This is a genomic window from Vibrio chagasii (genome assembly GCA_041879415.1).
Lineage (GTDB): Bacteria > Pseudomonadota > Gammaproteobacteria > Enterobacterales > Vibrionaceae > Vibrio.
In genome coordinates, this window is the sequence record CP090853.1 from 71,994 (window position 1) to 86,117 (window position 14,124).

A 14,124-nucleotide genomic window follows, 5' to 3' on the forward strand; every position below is an offset into this window, starting at 1 on the left:
TGTCTATTTGCTGCGGCCAAAGCCACCATCCGACAGACGGAAGAACATGACTGATGTATCGCCCTTCTCTAACTGTAGAATATCAAGTTGCCCAGTTTCAGCTAATTTGAATCGAACTAACTGACCTTTACGAATTTGGCTGAGTGGTTTGTCTGCCCCTTCAATGCGGACTAGCGCATTTAAATCAGACAGCGGTAAATCGTTGTTTCGGAAAACTTGAGCCAAAGTATCACCTTGCTTAACCAGGTACTCTTGCCAATTATTGTTCGTCGGCTCTGATGAGTTACTCTTAGTATTGTGCTGCTCGCTCAACCCAACGGTATTGATCTCAAGCGCAACGCGAGATGTAACCGGGGTTGTTTCTACTTTAGGCTCAGGTAACGGCACAACCAGTAGGATAAGAACGATCGGCGAAATCACCGTTAATAGTCTTTGGTGTAGCTTAGGTAATAAACCCCAAGTCTGGACAACCGAGGTTTTGATTTCTTTTATATCGATCGAGCTCAATTTCTCTTTGACCTGGTTCAGTCGATCCTTGAGTTCTGCTAAGTGGTCAACTTTCTGCTTTTTCTTTTGACGACGATTCATACCACTGCGTCCTATACATTGAATAACTACAGTATAAAAACCAAAGTACCAACAGTATAGATCTTTCCGTCACAACGGGGCTCAATGCAAGAAAATTGACATGGCTGTGATTTGGACGCGGTAAAGCGCAAGTGATCAGGGACTAGCCGTTTCTTCACGCTGCTAATACTGGTATTCTTACCTTTTTCGTACTGACAAAAAGAGTGACTTTTCATGTCTGAAGTAAAATTTGAAACTGTAGAGCAAAAAGCTAGCTACGGTATCGGTCTACAAATGGGCCAACAACTTGCTGGTTCTGGTCTTGAAGGCCTAAACGTTGACGCAATCGCTGCTGGTATCGCTACAGCTCTAGTTGGTGACATGCCAGCTATCGAAGTTGACGAAATCAACAACGCACTACAAGAGCTACACACTCGCGGTGAAGCTGCACGTCAAGAACTAGCTAAAGCTGCAGCTGCAGACGGCGAAGCTTTCCTAGCTGATAACGCTCTTCGTTCAGAAGTAACCGTTCTTGAGTCTGGTCTTCAATACGAAGTACTAACTGAAGGCACTGGCGAAATCCCAACTGCAGACAAGCAAGTACGTGTTCACTACCACGGCGAACTAACTGACGGTACTGTTTTCGACAGCTCTGTATCTCGCGGTCAACCAGCTGAATTCCCAGTAACTGGCGTAATTCAAGGTTGGGTTGAAGCTCTACAAATGATGCCTGTTGGCTCTAAGTGGAAGCTATACATCCCTCAAAACCTAGCATACGGTGAGCGTGGCGCAGGTGCTGCAATCCCACCATTTGCTGCTCTAGTATTTGAAGTAGAACTTCTAGCTATTCTTTAATTTTTATAAAAACCTATGGTAAAACAAAATACTATAGGCAAATAAAATTAAAATAATGTAACGGCGATGTGACTACATCGCCGTTTTTCGTTTATAGTGAAAGAGTAAATTACTTTATTACTTAAGGACGAATAATGAAGAAAGTACTCATCACCGTTTTAAGCAGCCTTGCTGTTGTCTCTTGCGCTAGCACTAGCAATTCTGAACAAACCAGTTCTGATTCTGATACCAACTACTCTCAACTATCACAAACTGCATTGATGGCAGCAGTGAACATGTGGTCTCAACAAAACGAAACAACACCACTTGCCGATACCGTTGCTGACCAAGCTTCAGTAACTAGCGATCAAGCAATTGGTGGCATCGGCTCTATGTTGGCTCTTGCACAGAACTCACTAGATACTGCTGACAACAAAGAACTCGCAACACTTATTCCAGGCATGTCTAGCTTGGAGTCAACAGGCCTATCATCACTACTGAACTCACAAGGTGCAGTTGAAAGTGCTTTTTCTAGCCTAGGTATGGACCCATCAATGGTTTCTACATTTGCACCAATTATCCTTCAAGCACTGCAATCGCAAGGCGCAACAAGTGGTTTGATGGATTCGCTAGCAGCGATTTGGAAATAAGTTAAGTAACAAGACTGTAGATTGAAATGATAAGGGCACTTCGGTGCTCTTTTTTGTGGGCGTAAGAAACTGAGATACGAGATACGAGATACGAGATACGAGATACGAGATACGAGATACGAGATACGAGATACGAGATACGAGATACGAGATACGAGATACGAGATATTTTGAGAGCGACGCTTATTCTAAGCAAGAGAAAGTGCCGAGTATTATGATGCCAGATCGAAAAATAATAGATACAAAAAAGCCGAGCTAGTGCTCGGCTTTTTGTATTAAGAATCTAGTATAGATTACTCAGCAGCTTCTTCAGCAGCTGGGCGGTCTACAAGCTCAATGTAAGCCATTGGAGCTTTATCACCAGTACGGAAACCACATTTAAGAATGCGAGTGTAACCACCTTGGCGAGCCGCGAAACGCGGGCCTAGTTCATTAAATAGTTTTGCTACCACTTCGTTATCACGAGTGCGAGCGAATGCAAGACGACGGTTAGCAACACTGTCTGTCTTAGCTAGGGTAATCAACGGCTCAATTACGCGACGTAGTTCTTTTGCTTTAGGCACGGTAGTTTTGATAACTTCGTGACGAACAAGAGAGCTAGCCATGTTGCTGAACATCGCTTTACGATGACTGCTGTTGCGGTTGAGTTGACGACCACTTTTACGATGGCGCATGACCTAATCCTTCTAACTTTTCGATTAATCTTCAGCGATTGACGCTGGTGGCCAGTTTTCTAGACGCATGCCTAGAGAAAGACCACGTGAAGCAAGCACATCTTTAATCTCTGTAAGAGATTTCTTACCAAGGTTTGGCGTTTTAAGTAGCTCAACCTCAGTGCGCTGTACAAGATCACCGATGTAGTGAATCGCTTCTGCTTTCAAACAGTTAGCAGAGCGAACTGTTAGTTCAAGATCGTCTACAGGACGTAGTAGGATAGGATCGAATTCTGGCTTCTCTTCCTTCTCCTCAGGTACACGTACATCACGAAGATCTACGAACGCATCCAGTTGTTCAGCTAGGATAGTAGCTGCGCGACGGATTGCTTCCTCAGGTTCTAGAGTACCGTTCGTTTCCATATCGATAACAAGCTTGTCTAAGTCAGTACGTTGCTCTACACGTGCCGCTTCTACAGCGTAAGCGATTTTATCAACCGGGCTGTAAGTAGCGTCAACAAGTAGACGACCGATTGGACGCTCATCTTCTTCAGTATGGATACGAGCTGAAGCTGGAACGTAACCACGACCACGTTCTACTTTGATACGCATAGCGATCTCAGCGTTGTCATCCGTTAGGTGACAAATTACGTGCTCAGGGTTAGCGATCTCTACATCACCATCGTGGGTGATGTCACCTGCAACAACAGGGCCTGAGCCTGATTTGTTCAGTGTAATAAACACTTCATCTTTGCCTTCAGCAACGCGCACAGCCAAACCTTTAAGGTTTAGAAGGATTTCCAGGATATCTTCCTGAACGCCTTCTTTAGTGCTGTATTCGTGTAGCACACCTTCGATTTCAACTTCTGTTACGGCACAACCCGGCATAGAAGATAGAAGAATGCGGCGAAGAGCATTACCTAGAGTGTGGCCGAAACCGCGCTCTAATGGCTCAAGAGTTACTTTCGCGTGTGTCGTATTGATCTGTTCAATGTCAACAAGACGCGGCTTAAGAAATTCTGTTACAGAACCCTGCATTGTGTCCTCTCTTTTTTTAACCTTACTTAGAGTAAAGTTCGACGATCAAGTGTTCATTGATGTCAGCTGATAGGTCAGAACGCTCAGGCATACGCTTGAATGTACCTTCCATTTTGCCAGCATCTACTTCAATCCAAGTTGGCTTTTCACGTTGTTCAGCAACTTCTAGAGCCGCTTTAATACGAGATTGCTGTTTAGCTTTCTCGCGGATAGAAACAACGTCGTTTGCCGCTACTTTGAAAGAAGGAACGTTTACAACTTTACCGTTAACTAGGATAGACTTGTGGCTAACTAGTTGACGAGATTCAGCACGAGTTGCGCCAAAGCCCATACGGTAAACTACGTTATCAAGACGACCTTCAAGAAGCTGAAGCAGGTTTGCACCCGTGTTGCCTTTTAGACGTGCAGCTTCTTTGTAGTAGTTGCGGAATTGTTTTTCTAGAACGCCGTAGATACGACGAACTTTTTGCTTCTCACGAAGCTGAACGCCATACTCAGATAGACGACCGCGACGAGCGCCGTGTACACCTGGTGCGTTATCAATTTTACACTTGGTATCGATCGCACGGACACCAGACTTAAGGAATAAGTCAGTACCTTCGCGACGGCTAAGCTTTAGCTTAGGACCCAAATATCTTGCCATGATCTTTCTCCAATATTCCTAGAAACGAAACTTAAACGCGACGTTTCTTAGGTGGACGACAACCGTTATGAGGGATTGGTGTCGCATCAACAATGTTAGTGATACGGAAACCAGCAGCGTTCAGTGCGCGAACAGTAGATTCACGACCTGGACCTGGACCCTTAACCATAACTTCCAAGTTCTTTAGGCCATATTCTTTAGCCATTTCACCACAACGCTCAGCTGCAACTTGTGCTGCGAACGGAGTAGATTTACGAGAACCACGGAAACCTGAACCACCTGCTGTAGCCCATGCAAGAGCGTTGCCTTGACGGTCAGTGATAGTTACGATTGTGTTGTTGAAAGAAGCATGAATGTGCGCTACGCCATCAGCTACTTGCTTGCGTACGCGCTTACGCGCGCGAGTTGGTTGTTTTGCCATTGTACTCTACCTTATCCGACTATTTCTTGATCGGCTTGCGCGGACCCTTACGGGTGCGAGCGTTGGTTTTAGTACGCTGTCCACGTAGTGGTAGACTGCGACGATGACGAAGACCGCGGTAACAGCCAAGGTCCATAAGACGCTTGATGTTCATCGATACTTCACGACGTAGATCACCTTCTACAGTGTACTTAGCTACACCATCACGCAGTTGATCGATCTGCTCTTCAGTTAGTTCACTGATCTTAGCATCTTCAGCAATACCCACTTCAGCTAGAATAGCTTGAGAGCGAGTTTTACCGATACCGTAGATTGCAGTAAGTGCAATTACAGAATGCTTGTGATCAGGAATGTTAATGCCGGCTATACGGGCCATTATTCACTCCTAAGGGGTTCATAAAAGAATTATCCGCAGCAAAGCCCGTTATGGATACGCTGCGGCATACTACTTCTTTTGCACGCAAAAGGTAGGCCGAGGAATATACTCGACTCTACCTTGTATTTCAAGTAAAAATTTCTGCTGATTAGCCTTGGCGTTGCTTATGCTTTGGCTCACTGCAAATCACGCGAACGACACCGTTACGCTTGATAACTTTACAGTTACGGCAGATTTTTTTAACGGAAGCACGAACTTTCATTGCTAAACTCCGTAAATGGAACTGAAATTATTACCACCGAATTAACGGCCGTAACCTTTCAGATTCGCTTTCTTTAACACAGAATCATACTGTTGTGACATCAGATGAGTCTGTACCTGTGCCATGAAATCCATGATAACTACCACTACGATTAGTAGTGAAGTGCCGCCGAAGTAGAAACGAACGTTCCACGCGACCATCATGAATTCAGGAATCAGACATATAAAAGTAATGTATAGAGCGCCCGCAAGGGTTAGTCTAGTCATCACTTTATCGATATATTTCGCTGTCTGCTCACCTGGGCGGATACCGGGTACGAATGCACCAGACTTCTTCAAGTTATCAGCTGTTTCACGTGGGTTAAACACCAACGCTGTATAGAAGAAACAGAAGAAGATTATAGCTGCTGCATAAAGCATTACATACAGAGGCTGACCTGGGCTAAGAGCTAATGACACGTCAGTTAACCAACCGAACGCGCTGCTTTCACCATTTTGACCAAACCACTGTGCTAATGTTCCTGGGAACAAAATAATGCTCGATGCGAAAATCGCTGGAATAACACCTGCCATATTAATTTTAAGTGGCAAGTGAGAGCTTTGTGCTGCAAAAACCTTACGACCTTGTTGACGTTTCGCATAGTTAACGACGATACGACGTTGACCACGTTCCATGAAAACTACGAAGTAGATAACAGCAAAAGACAATACAGCAATCAACAGCAGAAGAAGCACATGCAATTCACCTTGACGCGCTTGCTCGATTGTTTGACCGATTGCAGAAGGCAATCCAGCAACAATACCTGCAAAAATCAGAATGGAAATACCATTACCGATTCCTCGCTCAGTGATTTGTTCACCTAACCACATTAAGAACATGGTACCAGTTACTAAACTCACGGTAGCAATAAGCGTAAACATGGTTTGGTTGATAACAACCAGATTGTCGACCATGTTTGGTAAGCCCGTTGCAATACCAATAGCTTGGAATGTTGCAAGTACAAGCGTGCCGTAGCGTGTATATTGGCTTATCTTACGACGGCCTGCTTCACCCTCTTTCTTGAGTTCCGCTAACGCTGGATGAACTACAGTTAACAATTGGACTACGATCGATGCCGAAATGTACGGCATGATACCCAATGCTAATATAGATGCACGCTCAAGAGCACCACCGGAGAACATGTTAAACATTTCAACGATGGTACCTTTTTGCTGATCGAACAAATCGGCAAGTACAGCTGCGTCAATACCAGGGATCGGCACAAAAGAGCCGGCTCGGAATACTAAAAGTGCACCAATTACGAATAATAAGCGCGACTTTAGTTCACTTAAGCCGCTCTGAGCACTACGAAAATCTTGTCCTGGTTTCTTAGCCATCTGTACCTCGTTCCTCGAGATTATTCCTCGATTTTACCGCCTGCAGCTTCGATTGCAGCTTTAGCGCCTTTAGTCACGCGTAGACCTTTAACAGTCACAGCTTTGCTTAGGTCACCAGAAAGAACGATCTTAACGAATTCGATGTTCTTAGTGATAACGTTAGCAGCTTTAAGGCTGTTAAGATCAACTACGTCACCTGTTACTTTCGCTAGCTCAGCTAGACGAACTTCAGCAGACACTAGGCTCTTACGAGAAGTGAAACCGAATTTAGGTAGACGTTGTTTTAGAGGCATTTGACCGCCTTCAAAACCTGGACGTACAGAGCCGCCAGAACGTGACTTTTGACCTTTGTGACCGCGGCCACCTGTTTTACCAAGGCCAGAACCGATACCACGACCTACACGCTTCTTAGAAGGTTTAGAGCCAGCAGCCGGTGATAGAGTATTCAAACGCATTCTGATTACTCCTCAATCTTAACCATGTAGTAAACCTTGTTGATCATACCGCGTACGCACGGAGTATCTTCAAGTTCTACTGTATGGTTGATGCGACGAAGACCTAGACCTTTAAGGCACGCTTTGTGCTTAGGTAGGCGACCAATTGAGCTTTTAGTTTGAGTTACTTTAATAGTTGCCATCGTGTGCTTACTCCGAAATAGATTCAACAGTTAGACCACGTTTAGCAGCAACCATTTCTGGTGACTTAACGTCTACTAGAGCACCAATCGTTGCACGAACGATGTTGATAGGGTTCGTAGAACCGTATGCTTTAGAAAGTACGTTATGTACGCCCGCAACTTCAAGTACAGCACGCATTGCACCACCGGCAATAACACCTGTACCTTCTGCAGCTGGCTGCATGTAAACTTTAGAGCCCGAATGACGACCTTTCACCGGGTGGTGAAGAGTGCCTTCGTTCAGCGCAACAGTAACCATGTTACGACGCGCTTTTTCCATTGCTTTTTGAATCGCAGCAGGTACTTCACGAGCTTTGCCGTAACCGAAACCTACACGACCATTACCGTCACCAACTACTGTTAGTGCAGTGAAGCTCATGATTCGACCACCTTTAACCGTCTTAGATACACGGTTAACAGCGATTAGCTTTTCTTGCAAATCATTAGCTTGTTGTTGTTCTTTAGCCATCTTCCAACCCTACCTTAGAATTTCAGACCAGCTTCGCGAGCAGATTCTGCTAGCGCCGCTACTCGACCGTGGTATTGGAAACCAGAACGATCGAATGCAACTGAAGCTACGCCTTTTTCAAGAGCGCGCTCAGCAACAGCTTTACCAACTGCTTTAGCTGCATCAACGTTACCAGTGTTCTTAACTTGCTCACGGATCGCTTTTTCTACAGTAGAAGCAGCTGCGATAACCTCAGAGCCGTTTGCCGCGATAACTTGTGCGTAAACATGGCGAGGAGTACGGTGTACTACCAGGCGAGTTGCACCAAGTTCTGCAATCTTACGACGTGCACGTGTAGCACGACGGATGCGAGATGCTTTCTTATCCATAGTGATACCTTACTTCTTCTTAGCTTCTTTAGTACGCACATTTTCATCTGCGTAACGAACACCTTTACCTTTGTAAGGCTCAGGAGCACGGTAAGAACGAATGTCAGCCGCAACTTGACCAACTAGCTGTTTGTCACAACCAGTTACAACGATCTCAGTTTGGCTAGGGCACTCAGCTTTAATACCTTCAGGTAGAGCGTGCTCTACTGGGTGAGAAAAACCAAGAGTTAGAGCTACAGAGTTGCCTTTCATAGCAGCACGGTAACCAACACCCTTTAGAGTTAGCTTCTTAGTGAAGCCTTCTGTAACACCCACAACCATGTTGTTAACTAGAGCGCGAGCTGTACCAGCTTGTGCCCATGCGTTAGCAACACCTTCTTTCGGACCGAAAGTTAGGTTGTTTTCTTCCTGTGCAATAACTACGGCGTTGTTAAGAACGCGAGTAAGCTCACCTTTGCTACCTTTTACAGTAACTTCTTGGCCGTTTAGTTTCACCTCTACGCCAGCTGGAATAGCGACAGGTGCTTTAGCAACACGAGACATAATCTACTCCTTATTAAGCTACGTAACAGATGATTTCACCGCCAAGACCTGCTTTACGAGCAGCACGGTCAGACATTAGACCCTTGGAAGTAGAAACAACTGCAATACCAAGACCGCCCATCACTGTTGGTAGAGAGTCTTTATTTTTATAAACTCTTAGACCAGGACGTGATACACGCTTGATTTGCTCGATTACAGGTTTAGCTTGGAAGTACTTAAGAGTAACTTCTAGCTCAGGTTTTGCTTCGCCTTCAACAGCGAAGTCTACGATGTAACCTTCAGCTTTTAGTAGTGCAGCAATTGCAACTTTAAGCTTTGAAGAAGGCATTTTTACAGCAACTTTGTTTGCTGCCTGACCGTTACGAACGCGGGTCAGCATATCCGAAATCGGATCTTGCATGCTCATAAGATTTACTCCAAATGATTAAGTGGCAATTACCAGCTAGCCTTACGAAGACCCGGAATCTCGCCTTTCATGCAAGCTTCACGAACCTTAATGCGGCTTAGACCGAATTTACGTAGGTAACCGTGTGGACGACCAGTTTGGTTGCAACGGTTACGCTGACGTGATGCACTTGAATCACGTGGAAGAGATTGCAGTTTAAGAACCGCATTCCAACGATCTTCTTCAGATGCGTTTACATCGCTAATGATAACTTTTAGCGCAGAACGCTTTTCAGCGAACTTAGCTACTAGTTTTGCACGTTTAGCTTCACGTGCTTTCATTGATTGTTTAGCCATAACAGTAACCCTACCCTTACTTACGGAATGGGAAGTTAAAGGCAGCCAGCAGAGCTCGGCCTTCCTCATCGGAACCCGCAGAAGTCGTGATAGTGATATCAAGACCGCGGACACGATCGACTTTATCGTAGTCGATTTCCGGAAAGATGATTTGCTCGCGAACGCCCATGCTGTAGTTACCGCGACCGTCGAAAGACTTAGCGCTAACACCACGGAAATCACGTACACGTGGAAGTGCGATAGAGATTAAACGCTCTAAAAATTCCCACATGCGCTCACCACGCAAGGTTACTTTACAACCAATTGGGTAGCCTTCACGAATTTTGAAACCAGCTACAGATTTACGCGCTTTAGTGATAAGTGGCTTTTGACCAGAGATCGTTGCCATATCAGCTGCTGCGTTTTCTAGCAGTTTCTTATCGTTGATTGCTTCACCAACGCCCATGTTTAGGGTGATTTTCTCAATCCTAGGGACTTGCATGACGCTTGTGTAGCTGAACTCTTTGGTAAGCTCAGCGACTACAGACGACTTGTAGTAATCATGCAGTTTCGCCATAGTAGAACTCCAAATTACTTCTAATTAGTTAGAAACAGTTTCGCCGTTAGATTTGAAGAAACGAACTTTCTTGCCATCTTCGATACGGAAACCGATACGGTCTGCTTTACCAGTAGCCGCGTTAAAAACTGCAACGTTAGAAGCGTCAATAGCTGCTTCTTGTTCAACGATGCCACCTTGTTGACCTAGAGCCGGAACCGGCTTTTGGTGTTTCTTAACAAGGTTGATGCCTTCAACGATAACTTTACCAGTTGTCAGAACCTTAGTTACTTTACCTTTCTTGCCTTTATCTTTACCAGCAAGAATGATTACTTCGTCATTACGACGGATTTTAGCTGCCATATTGCCGCTCCTTACAGAACTTCAGGTGCTAGTGATACAATCTTCATGAATTTCGCGTTACGAAGTTCACGAGTCACAGGACCAAAGATACGTGTGCCGACTGGTTGCTCAGTAGTGTCGTTTAACAATACACAAGCATTACTGTCGAAGCGAATGACAGAACCGTCTGGGCGACGAACGCCTTTACGGGTGCGCACTACTACCGCCTTCAGAACATCACCTTTTTTTACTTTACCGCGAGGAATTGCTTCCTTAACTGTAACTTTGATGATGTCACCGATATGTGCATAACGGCGGTGAGAGCCACCCAGAACCTTAATACACATTACCTTGCGCGCGCCAGAGTTATCTGCTGCGTCAAGTGTACTTTGCATCTGGATCATTGTTAGTGCTCCGCTAAATATTAAAACTAGACCCTCTCGGGTCGGGCTGCCTCTTTAAAAGGGACGCGAATTGTACCACCCTTTTTTTAAATTGGGTAGACAAAAAACAAGCGGCCCCAAAAATAATTTGGAGCCGCTTATAAGTTATAGAATTACAAAGATTAAATCTTCGCTTTTTCTAGAACTTTAACCAATGTCCAAGACTTAGTCTTAGACAGAGGACGACACTCAGCGATTTCAACTTTGTCGCCTAGGCCACAAGTGTTGTCTTCGTCGTGTGCGTGTACTTTAGTCGTGCGTTTAACGTATTTACCGTAAATTGGGTGTTTTACAGTACGTTCGATAGCAACAACGATAGACTTGTCCATCTTGTCACTTACTACACGGCCTTGCTGGATGCGGTTAGTTTCGCTCATTATGCGCCTGCCTTTTCAGTCAAAACAGTTTTCACACGTGCGATATCACGGCGTACAGCTTTTAGAGTATGAGTTTGCTGAAGCTGACCAGTTGCAGCTTGCATGCGCAAGTTGAACTGTTCACGTAGCAAATTCAATAGCTCAGCGTTAAGCTCTTCAACGTTCTTTTCGCGTAGATCTTGTGCTTTCATCACATCACCTGCTTAGTTACAAAAGTAGTTTTAACAGGCAGTTTACGTGCCGCTAGGCGGAACGCTTCACGTGCCAACTCTTCAGGTACGCCATTCATTTCGTACATAACTTTGCCAGGTTGGATTTGAGCAACCCAGTACGCTACTGAACCTTTACCTTTACCTTGACGAACTTCAAGAGGCTTTTCAGTAATCGGTTTGTCTGGGAATACACGAATCCAGATTTGACCTTGACGCTTAATGTGACGTGTCATAGCACGACGTGCCGCTTCGATTTGACGTGCAGTCAGACGACCACGGCCAACAGCTTTAAGACCGAATTCGCCGAAGCTTACTTCAGTACCTTTAGCTAGACCACGGTTACGACCAGTCATAACCTTGCGGAACTTAGTACGTTTTGGTTGTAGCATCGTTCGACTCCTTACTTACGGCCTTTACGCTGCTTCTTAGGCTTATCGCCTTTAGGCTCTACTGCGTTAGCAGCTGGCATACCGCCTAGAATCTCACCTTTGAAGATCCAAACTTTAATGCCGATCACACCGTATTGAGTGTGAGCCGAAGAAGTTGCGTAATCAATGTCTGCACGTAGAGTGTGTAGAGGCACACGGCCTTCACGGTACCACTCAGAACGTGCGATTTCAGCGCCGCCTAGACGACCACTTACTTCCACTTTGATACCTTTAGCGCCTAGACGCATAGCGTTTTGTACTGCGCGCTTCATAGCACGACGGAACATAACACGACGCTCTAGTTGAGACGCGATGCTATCAGCTACAAGCTGACCATCTAACTCAGGCTTACGTACTTCAGCGATATTGATTTGCGCTGGTACACCTGCGATTTTAGCTACAGCTGCGCGTAGCTTCTCTACGTCTTCACCTTTCTTACCGATAACAACGCCAGGACGAGCAGTGTGAATAGTCACACGGATGCTCTTAGCTGGACGCTCGATAACGATACGAGATAGTGATGCTTTTTGTAGTTCCTTTGTAAGGAACTGACGTACCTTGAAGTCGCCGTCTAGGTTGTCAGCGAAATCTTTGGTATTAGCAAACCATGTAGCATTCCAAGGCTTAACGATGCCAAGACGAATACCATTAGGATGTACTTTCTGACCCATTGCTTACTCTCCTAGTCTTTAGCGATCTGCTACAACAATAGTGATGTGGCTTGAACGCTTCAAGATACGATCCGCACGACCTTTAGCACGAGGCATAATACGCTTCATGATAGGGCCCTCATCTACGAAGATTTTAGCGACATTTAGATCGTCGATATCTGCACCTTCGTTATGTTCCGCGTTAGCGATAGCTGACTCTAGAACTTTCTTAACTAGAACAGCAGCTTTTTTGTTGCTGAAAGTTAGAATTTCTAGAGCTTGGTCTACCGACTTACCGCGAATTTGGTCTGCAACTAAGCGAGCTTTCTGTGGAGAAATACGAGCAAAGTTATGTTTAGCTAAAGCTTCCATCATCTACTCCTTACTTCTTCTTAGCTTTCTTATCTGCAGCATGACCGCGATAAGTACGAGTTGGTGCAAATTCGCCCAGTTTGTGACCGATCATTTCTTCGGTAACGAAAACTGGAACGTGCTGACGACCATTATGGACAGCGATGGTCAAACCAATCATTGTTGGGATGATCATTGAGCGACGGGACCAAGTCTTAATAGGCTTTTTGTCTCCGCTTTCCACCGCTTTCTCTACCTTCTTCAGCAAGTGTAGGTCAATAAAAGGACCTTTCTTGAGAGAACGTGGCATGGCGATTCCTCTTTATAAATTATTTAGTGCGACGACGTACGATGTACTTGTCAGTGCGCTTGTTCTTACGAGTCTTGAAGCCCTTAGTAGGAACGCCCCAAGGAGAAACTGGGTGACGACCACCAGATGTGCGGCCTTCACCACCACCGTGTGGGTGATCCACCGGGTTCATTACTACACCACGTACGGTTGGACGTACGCCGCGCCAGCGTGAAGCACCAGCTTTACCAAGTTCACGTAGCATATGCTCAGAGTTACCAACTTCACCGATCGTTGCACGACCTTCAGAAAGTACTTTGCGCATTTCACCAGAACGTAGACGGATAGTGATGTATGCACCGTCGCGAGCAACGATTTGAGCATAAGCACCAGCCGAACGAGCTAGTTGAGCACCTTTACCAGGCTTAAGTTCAACACAGTGTACAGTAGAACCTACTGGGATGTTGCGCATCGGCAGAGTGTTACCTGCTTTGATTGGCGCATCAACACCAGATTGGATCTGGTCACCGGCTTGAATGCCTTTTGGTGCAATGATGTAACGACGCTCACCGTCTGCGTACAGAACTAGAGCGATGTTAGCGCTACGGTTTGGATCGTATTCTAGACGCTCAACTTTCGCTGGGATGCCATCTTTAGTACGTTTGAAGTCAATTACACGGTAGTGGTGCTTGTGACCACCGCCGATGTGACGTACTGTGATACGACCGTTGTTGTTACGACCACCGTTCTTAGAGTTTTTCTCTAGAAGAGGTGCGTATGGCTTACCCTTGTGTAGGTCAGCGTTAACAACTTTAACGACGTGACGACGACCAGGGGAAGTCGGCTTACATTTAACAATAGCCATTTTTAACTACTCCTG

General features: G+C 45.4%; 27 protein-coding genes. 2 read left to right on the forward strand and 25 right to left on the reverse strand.

Annotated elements, in window-relative coordinates; all coding sequences use genetic code 11:
• Nucleotides 1-3: 3 nt before the first annotated feature.
• On the reverse strand, nucleotides 4-588 hold the full coding sequence (locus L0991_22450) for a lysine transporter LysM (GenBank protein ID XGB65541.1): 585 nt from the start codon (nucleotides 586-588) through the stop codon (nucleotides 4-6).
• A gap of 213 nt (nucleotides 589-801) precedes the next feature.
• Here L0991_22450 and L0991_22455 point away from each other — a divergent pair, with 213 nt between their 5' ends.
• Nucleotides 802-1,422 (forward strand): FKBP-type peptidyl-prolyl cis-trans isomerase, encoded by a 621-nt coding sequence (locus L0991_22455; protein ID XGB65542.1) that lies wholly within the window; start codon nucleotides 802-804, stop codon nucleotides 1,420-1,422.
• Between the two features lie 134 nt (nucleotides 1,423-1,556).
• A complete protein-coding gene (locus L0991_22460; protein XGB65543.1) occupies nucleotides 1,557-2,051 on the forward strand; it encodes a DUF2780 domain-containing protein in 495 nt (164 codons plus the stop codon).
• A gap of 293 nt (nucleotides 2,052-2,344) precedes the next feature.
• Here L0991_22460 and rplQ read toward each other — a convergent pair whose 3' ends face one another.
• The 24 genes from rplQ to rplB all read right to left on the reverse strand — a co-directional run bounded on the left by rplQ (nucleotide 2,345) and on the right by rplB (nucleotide 14,109).
• Nucleotides 2,345-2,725 carry a 50S ribosomal protein L17 gene (gene rplQ, locus L0991_22465; GenBank protein ID XGB65544.1) on the reverse strand — a complete coding sequence of 127 codons (381 nt, stop codon included), beginning with the start codon at nucleotides 2,723-2,725 and terminating at the stop codon, nucleotides 2,345-2,347.
• A 24-nt stretch (nucleotides 2,726-2,749) separates the two neighbouring features.
• Entirely contained in the window at nucleotides 2,750-3,742 is a 993-nt protein-coding gene (gene rpoA, locus L0991_22470; protein ID XGB65545.1) for a DNA-directed RNA polymerase subunit alpha, read from the reverse strand.
• A 22-nt stretch (nucleotides 3,743-3,764) separates the two neighbouring features.
• Entirely contained in the window at nucleotides 3,765-4,385 is a 621-nt protein-coding gene (gene rpsD, locus L0991_22475) for a 30S ribosomal protein S4 (GenBank protein XGB65546.1), read from the reverse strand.
• A gap of 31 nt (nucleotides 4,386-4,416) precedes the next feature.
• Nucleotides 4,417-4,806: a 30S ribosomal protein S11 gene (gene rpsK / locus L0991_22480; GenBank protein ID XGB65547.1), complete on the reverse strand. Its 390-nt coding sequence runs from the start codon at nucleotides 4,804-4,806 to the stop codon at nucleotides 4,417-4,419.
• A gap of 19 nt (nucleotides 4,807-4,825) precedes the next feature.
• Nucleotides 4,826-5,182, reverse strand: a complete 357-nt coding sequence (gene rpsM / locus L0991_22485; GenBank protein XGB65548.1) for a 30S ribosomal protein S13 — start codon at nucleotides 5,180-5,182, stop codon at nucleotides 4,826-4,828.
• 148 nt (nucleotides 5,183-5,330) lie between these two features.
• Nucleotides 5,331-5,444 (reverse strand): 50S ribosomal protein L36, encoded by a 114-nt coding sequence (rpmJ, locus tag L0991_22490; protein ID XGB65549.1) that lies wholly within the window; start codon nucleotides 5,442-5,444, stop codon nucleotides 5,331-5,333.
• A gap of 41 nt (nucleotides 5,445-5,485) precedes the next feature.
• Nucleotides 5,486-6,820, reverse strand: a complete 1,335-nt coding sequence (gene secY / locus L0991_22495) for a preprotein translocase subunit SecY (protein ID XGB65550.1) — start codon at nucleotides 6,818-6,820, stop codon at nucleotides 5,486-5,488.
• Nucleotides 6,821-6,840: 20 nt separating this feature from the next.
• Nucleotides 6,841-7,275 carry a 50S ribosomal protein L15 gene (gene rplO / locus L0991_22500; protein XGB65551.1) on the reverse strand — a complete coding sequence of 145 codons (435 nt, stop codon included), beginning with the start codon at nucleotides 7,273-7,275 and terminating at the stop codon, nucleotides 6,841-6,843.
• Between the two features lie 5 nt (nucleotides 7,276-7,280).
• Complete coding sequence (gene rpmD, locus L0991_22505; protein ID XGB65552.1) at nucleotides 7,281-7,457, reverse strand: 50S ribosomal protein L30; 177 nt, start codon at nucleotides 7,455-7,457, stop codon at nucleotides 7,281-7,283.
• Between the two features lie 7 nt (nucleotides 7,458-7,464).
• The gene (gene rpsE / locus L0991_22510; protein XGB65553.1) at nucleotides 7,465-7,965 is read right to left on the reverse strand and encodes a 30S ribosomal protein S5; all 501 of its coding nucleotides are present in this window, start codon (nucleotides 7,963-7,965) and stop codon (nucleotides 7,465-7,467) included.
• Between the two features lie 14 nt (nucleotides 7,966-7,979).
• Complete coding sequence (gene rplR / locus L0991_22515) at nucleotides 7,980-8,333, reverse strand: 50S ribosomal protein L18 (protein XGB65554.1); 354 nt, start codon at nucleotides 8,331-8,333, stop codon at nucleotides 7,980-7,982.
• Nucleotides 8,334-8,342: 9 nt separating this feature from the next.
• Complete coding sequence (rplF, locus tag L0991_22520) at nucleotides 8,343-8,876, reverse strand: 50S ribosomal protein L6 (GenBank protein ID XGB65555.1); 534 nt, start codon at nucleotides 8,874-8,876, stop codon at nucleotides 8,343-8,345.
• Between the two features lie 13 nt (nucleotides 8,877-8,889).
• Entirely contained in the window at nucleotides 8,890-9,282 is a 393-nt protein-coding gene (gene rpsH / locus L0991_22525; GenBank protein XGB65556.1) for a 30S ribosomal protein S8, read from the reverse strand.
• A 29-nt stretch (nucleotides 9,283-9,311) separates the two neighbouring features.
• Nucleotides 9,312-9,617 carry a 30S ribosomal protein S14 gene (gene rpsN / locus L0991_22530; GenBank protein XGB65557.1) on the reverse strand — a complete coding sequence of 102 codons (306 nt, stop codon included), beginning with the start codon at nucleotides 9,615-9,617 and terminating at the stop codon, nucleotides 9,312-9,314.
• A 16-nt stretch (nucleotides 9,618-9,633) separates the two neighbouring features.
• Nucleotides 9,634-10,173 carry a 50S ribosomal protein L5 gene (gene rplE / locus L0991_22535; protein XGB65558.1) on the reverse strand — a complete coding sequence of 180 codons (540 nt, stop codon included), beginning with the start codon at nucleotides 10,171-10,173 and terminating at the stop codon, nucleotides 9,634-9,636.
• Between the two features lie 24 nt (nucleotides 10,174-10,197).
• Nucleotides 10,198-10,515, reverse strand: coding sequence for a 50S ribosomal protein L24 (rplX, locus tag L0991_22540; protein ID XGB65559.1), 318 nt, complete (start codon nucleotides 10,513-10,515; stop codon nucleotides 10,198-10,200).
• An 11-nt stretch (nucleotides 10,516-10,526) separates the two neighbouring features.
• Nucleotides 10,527-10,898: a 50S ribosomal protein L14 gene (gene rplN, locus L0991_22545; protein XGB65560.1), complete on the reverse strand. Its 372-nt coding sequence runs from the start codon at nucleotides 10,896-10,898 to the stop codon at nucleotides 10,527-10,529.
• 161 nt (nucleotides 10,899-11,059) lie between these two features.
• Entirely contained in the window at nucleotides 11,060-11,314 is a 255-nt protein-coding gene (rpsQ, locus tag L0991_22550) for a 30S ribosomal protein S17 (protein XGB65561.1), read from the reverse strand.
• The gene (rpmC, locus tag L0991_22555) at nucleotides 11,314-11,505 is read right to left on the reverse strand and encodes a 50S ribosomal protein L29 (protein ID XGB65562.1); all 192 of its coding nucleotides are present in this window, start codon (nucleotides 11,503-11,505) and stop codon (nucleotides 11,314-11,316) included. The genes rpsQ and rpmC overlap by 1 nt, the downstream gene beginning before the upstream one ends.
• A complete protein-coding gene (rplP, locus tag L0991_22560; protein XGB65563.1) occupies nucleotides 11,505-11,915 on the reverse strand; it encodes a 50S ribosomal protein L16 in 411 nt (136 codons plus the stop codon). Before rplP ends, rpmC begins: the two co-directional genes overlap by 1 nt.
• 11 nt (nucleotides 11,916-11,926) lie before the next feature.
• The gene (gene rpsC, locus L0991_22565) at nucleotides 11,927-12,625 is read right to left on the reverse strand and encodes a 30S ribosomal protein S3 (GenBank protein XGB65564.1); all 699 of its coding nucleotides are present in this window, start codon (nucleotides 12,623-12,625) and stop codon (nucleotides 11,927-11,929) included.
• An 18-nt stretch (nucleotides 12,626-12,643) separates the two neighbouring features.
• Nucleotides 12,644-12,976, reverse strand: coding sequence for a 50S ribosomal protein L22 (rplV, locus tag L0991_22570; protein XGB65708.1), 333 nt, complete (start codon nucleotides 12,974-12,976; stop codon nucleotides 12,644-12,646).
• A gap of 10 nt (nucleotides 12,977-12,986) precedes the next feature.
• On the reverse strand, nucleotides 12,987-13,265 hold the full coding sequence (rpsS, locus tag L0991_22575) for a 30S ribosomal protein S19 (protein ID XGB65565.1): 279 nt from the start codon (nucleotides 13,263-13,265) through the stop codon (nucleotides 12,987-12,989).
• A gap of 19 nt (nucleotides 13,266-13,284) precedes the next feature.
• Nucleotides 13,285-14,109, reverse strand: a complete 825-nt coding sequence (gene rplB / locus L0991_22580) for a 50S ribosomal protein L2 (GenBank protein ID XGB65566.1) — start codon at nucleotides 14,107-14,109, stop codon at nucleotides 13,285-13,287.
• Between the last annotated feature and the right edge of the window lie 15 nt (nucleotides 14,110-14,124).

Coding starts and splice junctions, on each gene's coding strand:
- L0991_22450 (XGB65541.1), bottom strand. CDS start 588: ATGAATCGTCGTCAAAAGAAAAAGCAGAAAGTTGACCACTTAGCAGAA.
- L0991_22455 (XGB65542.1), top strand. CDS start 802: ATGTCTGAAGTAAAATTTGAAACTGTAGAGCAAAAAGCTAGCTACGGT.
- L0991_22460 (XGB65543.1), top strand. CDS start 1,557: ATGAAGAAAGTACTCATCACCGTTTTAAGCAGCCTTGCTGTTGTCTCT.
- rplQ (XGB65544.1), bottom strand. CDS start 2,725: ATGCGCCATCGTAAAAGTGGTCGTCAACTCAACCGCAACAGCAGTCAT.
- rpoA (XGB65545.1), bottom strand. CDS start 3,742: ATGCAGGGTTCTGTAACAGAATTTCTTAAGCCGCGTCTTGTTGACATT.
- rpsD (XGB65546.1), bottom strand. CDS start 4,385: ATGGCAAGATATTTGGGTCCTAAGCTAAAGCTTAGCCGTCGCGAAGGT.
- rpsK (XGB65547.1), bottom strand. CDS start 4,806: ATGGCAAAACAACCAACTCGCGCGCGTAAGCGCGTACGCAAGCAAGTA.
- rpsM (XGB65548.1), bottom strand. CDS start 5,182: ATGGCCCGTATAGCCGGCATTAACATTCCTGATCACAAGCATTCTGTA.
- rpmJ (XGB65549.1), bottom strand. CDS start 5,444: ATGAAAGTTCGTGCTTCCGTTAAAAAAATCTGCCGTAACTGTAAAGTT.
- secY (XGB65550.1), bottom strand. CDS start 6,820: ATGGCTAAGAAACCAGGACAAGATTTTCGTAGTGCTCAGAGCGGCTTA.
- rplO (XGB65551.1), bottom strand. CDS start 7,275: ATGCGTTTGAATACTCTATCACCGGCTGCTGGCTCTAAACCTTCTAAG.
- rpmD (XGB65552.1), bottom strand. CDS start 7,457: ATGGCAACTATTAAAGTAACTCAAACTAAAAGCTCAATTGGTCGCCTA.
- rpsE (XGB65553.1), bottom strand. CDS start 7,965: ATGGCTAAAGAACAACAACAAGCTAATGATTTGCAAGAAAAGCTAATC.
- rplR (XGB65554.1), bottom strand. CDS start 8,333: ATGGATAAGAAAGCATCTCGCATCCGTCGTGCTACACGTGCACGTCGT.
- rplF (XGB65555.1), bottom strand. CDS start 8,876: ATGTCTCGTGTTGCTAAAGCACCTGTCGCTATTCCAGCTGGCGTAGAG.
- rpsH (XGB65556.1), bottom strand. CDS start 9,282: ATGAGCATGCAAGATCCGATTTCGGATATGCTGACCCGCGTTCGTAAC.
- rpsN (XGB65557.1), bottom strand. CDS start 9,617: ATGGCTAAACAATCAATGAAAGCACGTGAAGCTAAACGTGCAAAACTA.
- rplE (XGB65558.1), bottom strand. CDS start 10,173: ATGGCGAAACTGCATGATTACTACAAGTCGTCTGTAGTCGCTGAGCTT.
- rplX (XGB65559.1), bottom strand. CDS start 10,515: ATGGCAGCTAAAATCCGTCGTAATGACGAAGTAATCATTCTTGCTGGT.
- rplN (XGB65560.1), bottom strand. CDS start 10,898: ATGATCCAGATGCAAAGTACACTTGACGCAGCAGATAACTCTGGCGCG.
- rpsQ (XGB65561.1), bottom strand. CDS start 11,314: ATGAGCGAAACTAACCGCATCCAGCAAGGCCGTGTAGTAAGTGACAAG.
- rpmC (XGB65562.1), bottom strand. CDS start 11,505: ATGAAAGCACAAGATCTACGCGAAAAGAACGTTGAAGAGCTTAACGCT.
- rplP (XGB65563.1), bottom strand. CDS start 11,915: ATGCTACAACCAAAACGTACTAAGTTCCGCAAGGTTATGACTGGTCGT.
- rpsC (XGB65564.1), bottom strand. CDS start 12,625: ATGGGTCAGAAAGTACATCCTAATGGTATTCGTCTTGGCATCGTTAAG.
- rplV (XGB65708.1), bottom strand. CDS start 12,976: ATGGAAGCTTTAGCTAAACATAACTTTGCTCGTATTTCTCCACAGAAA.
- rpsS (XGB65565.1), bottom strand. CDS start 13,265: ATGCCACGTTCTCTCAAGAAAGGTCCTTTTATTGACCTACACTTGCTG.
- rplB (XGB65566.1), bottom strand. CDS start 14,109: ATGGCTATTGTTAAATGTAAGCCGACTTCCCCTGGTCGTCGTCACGTC.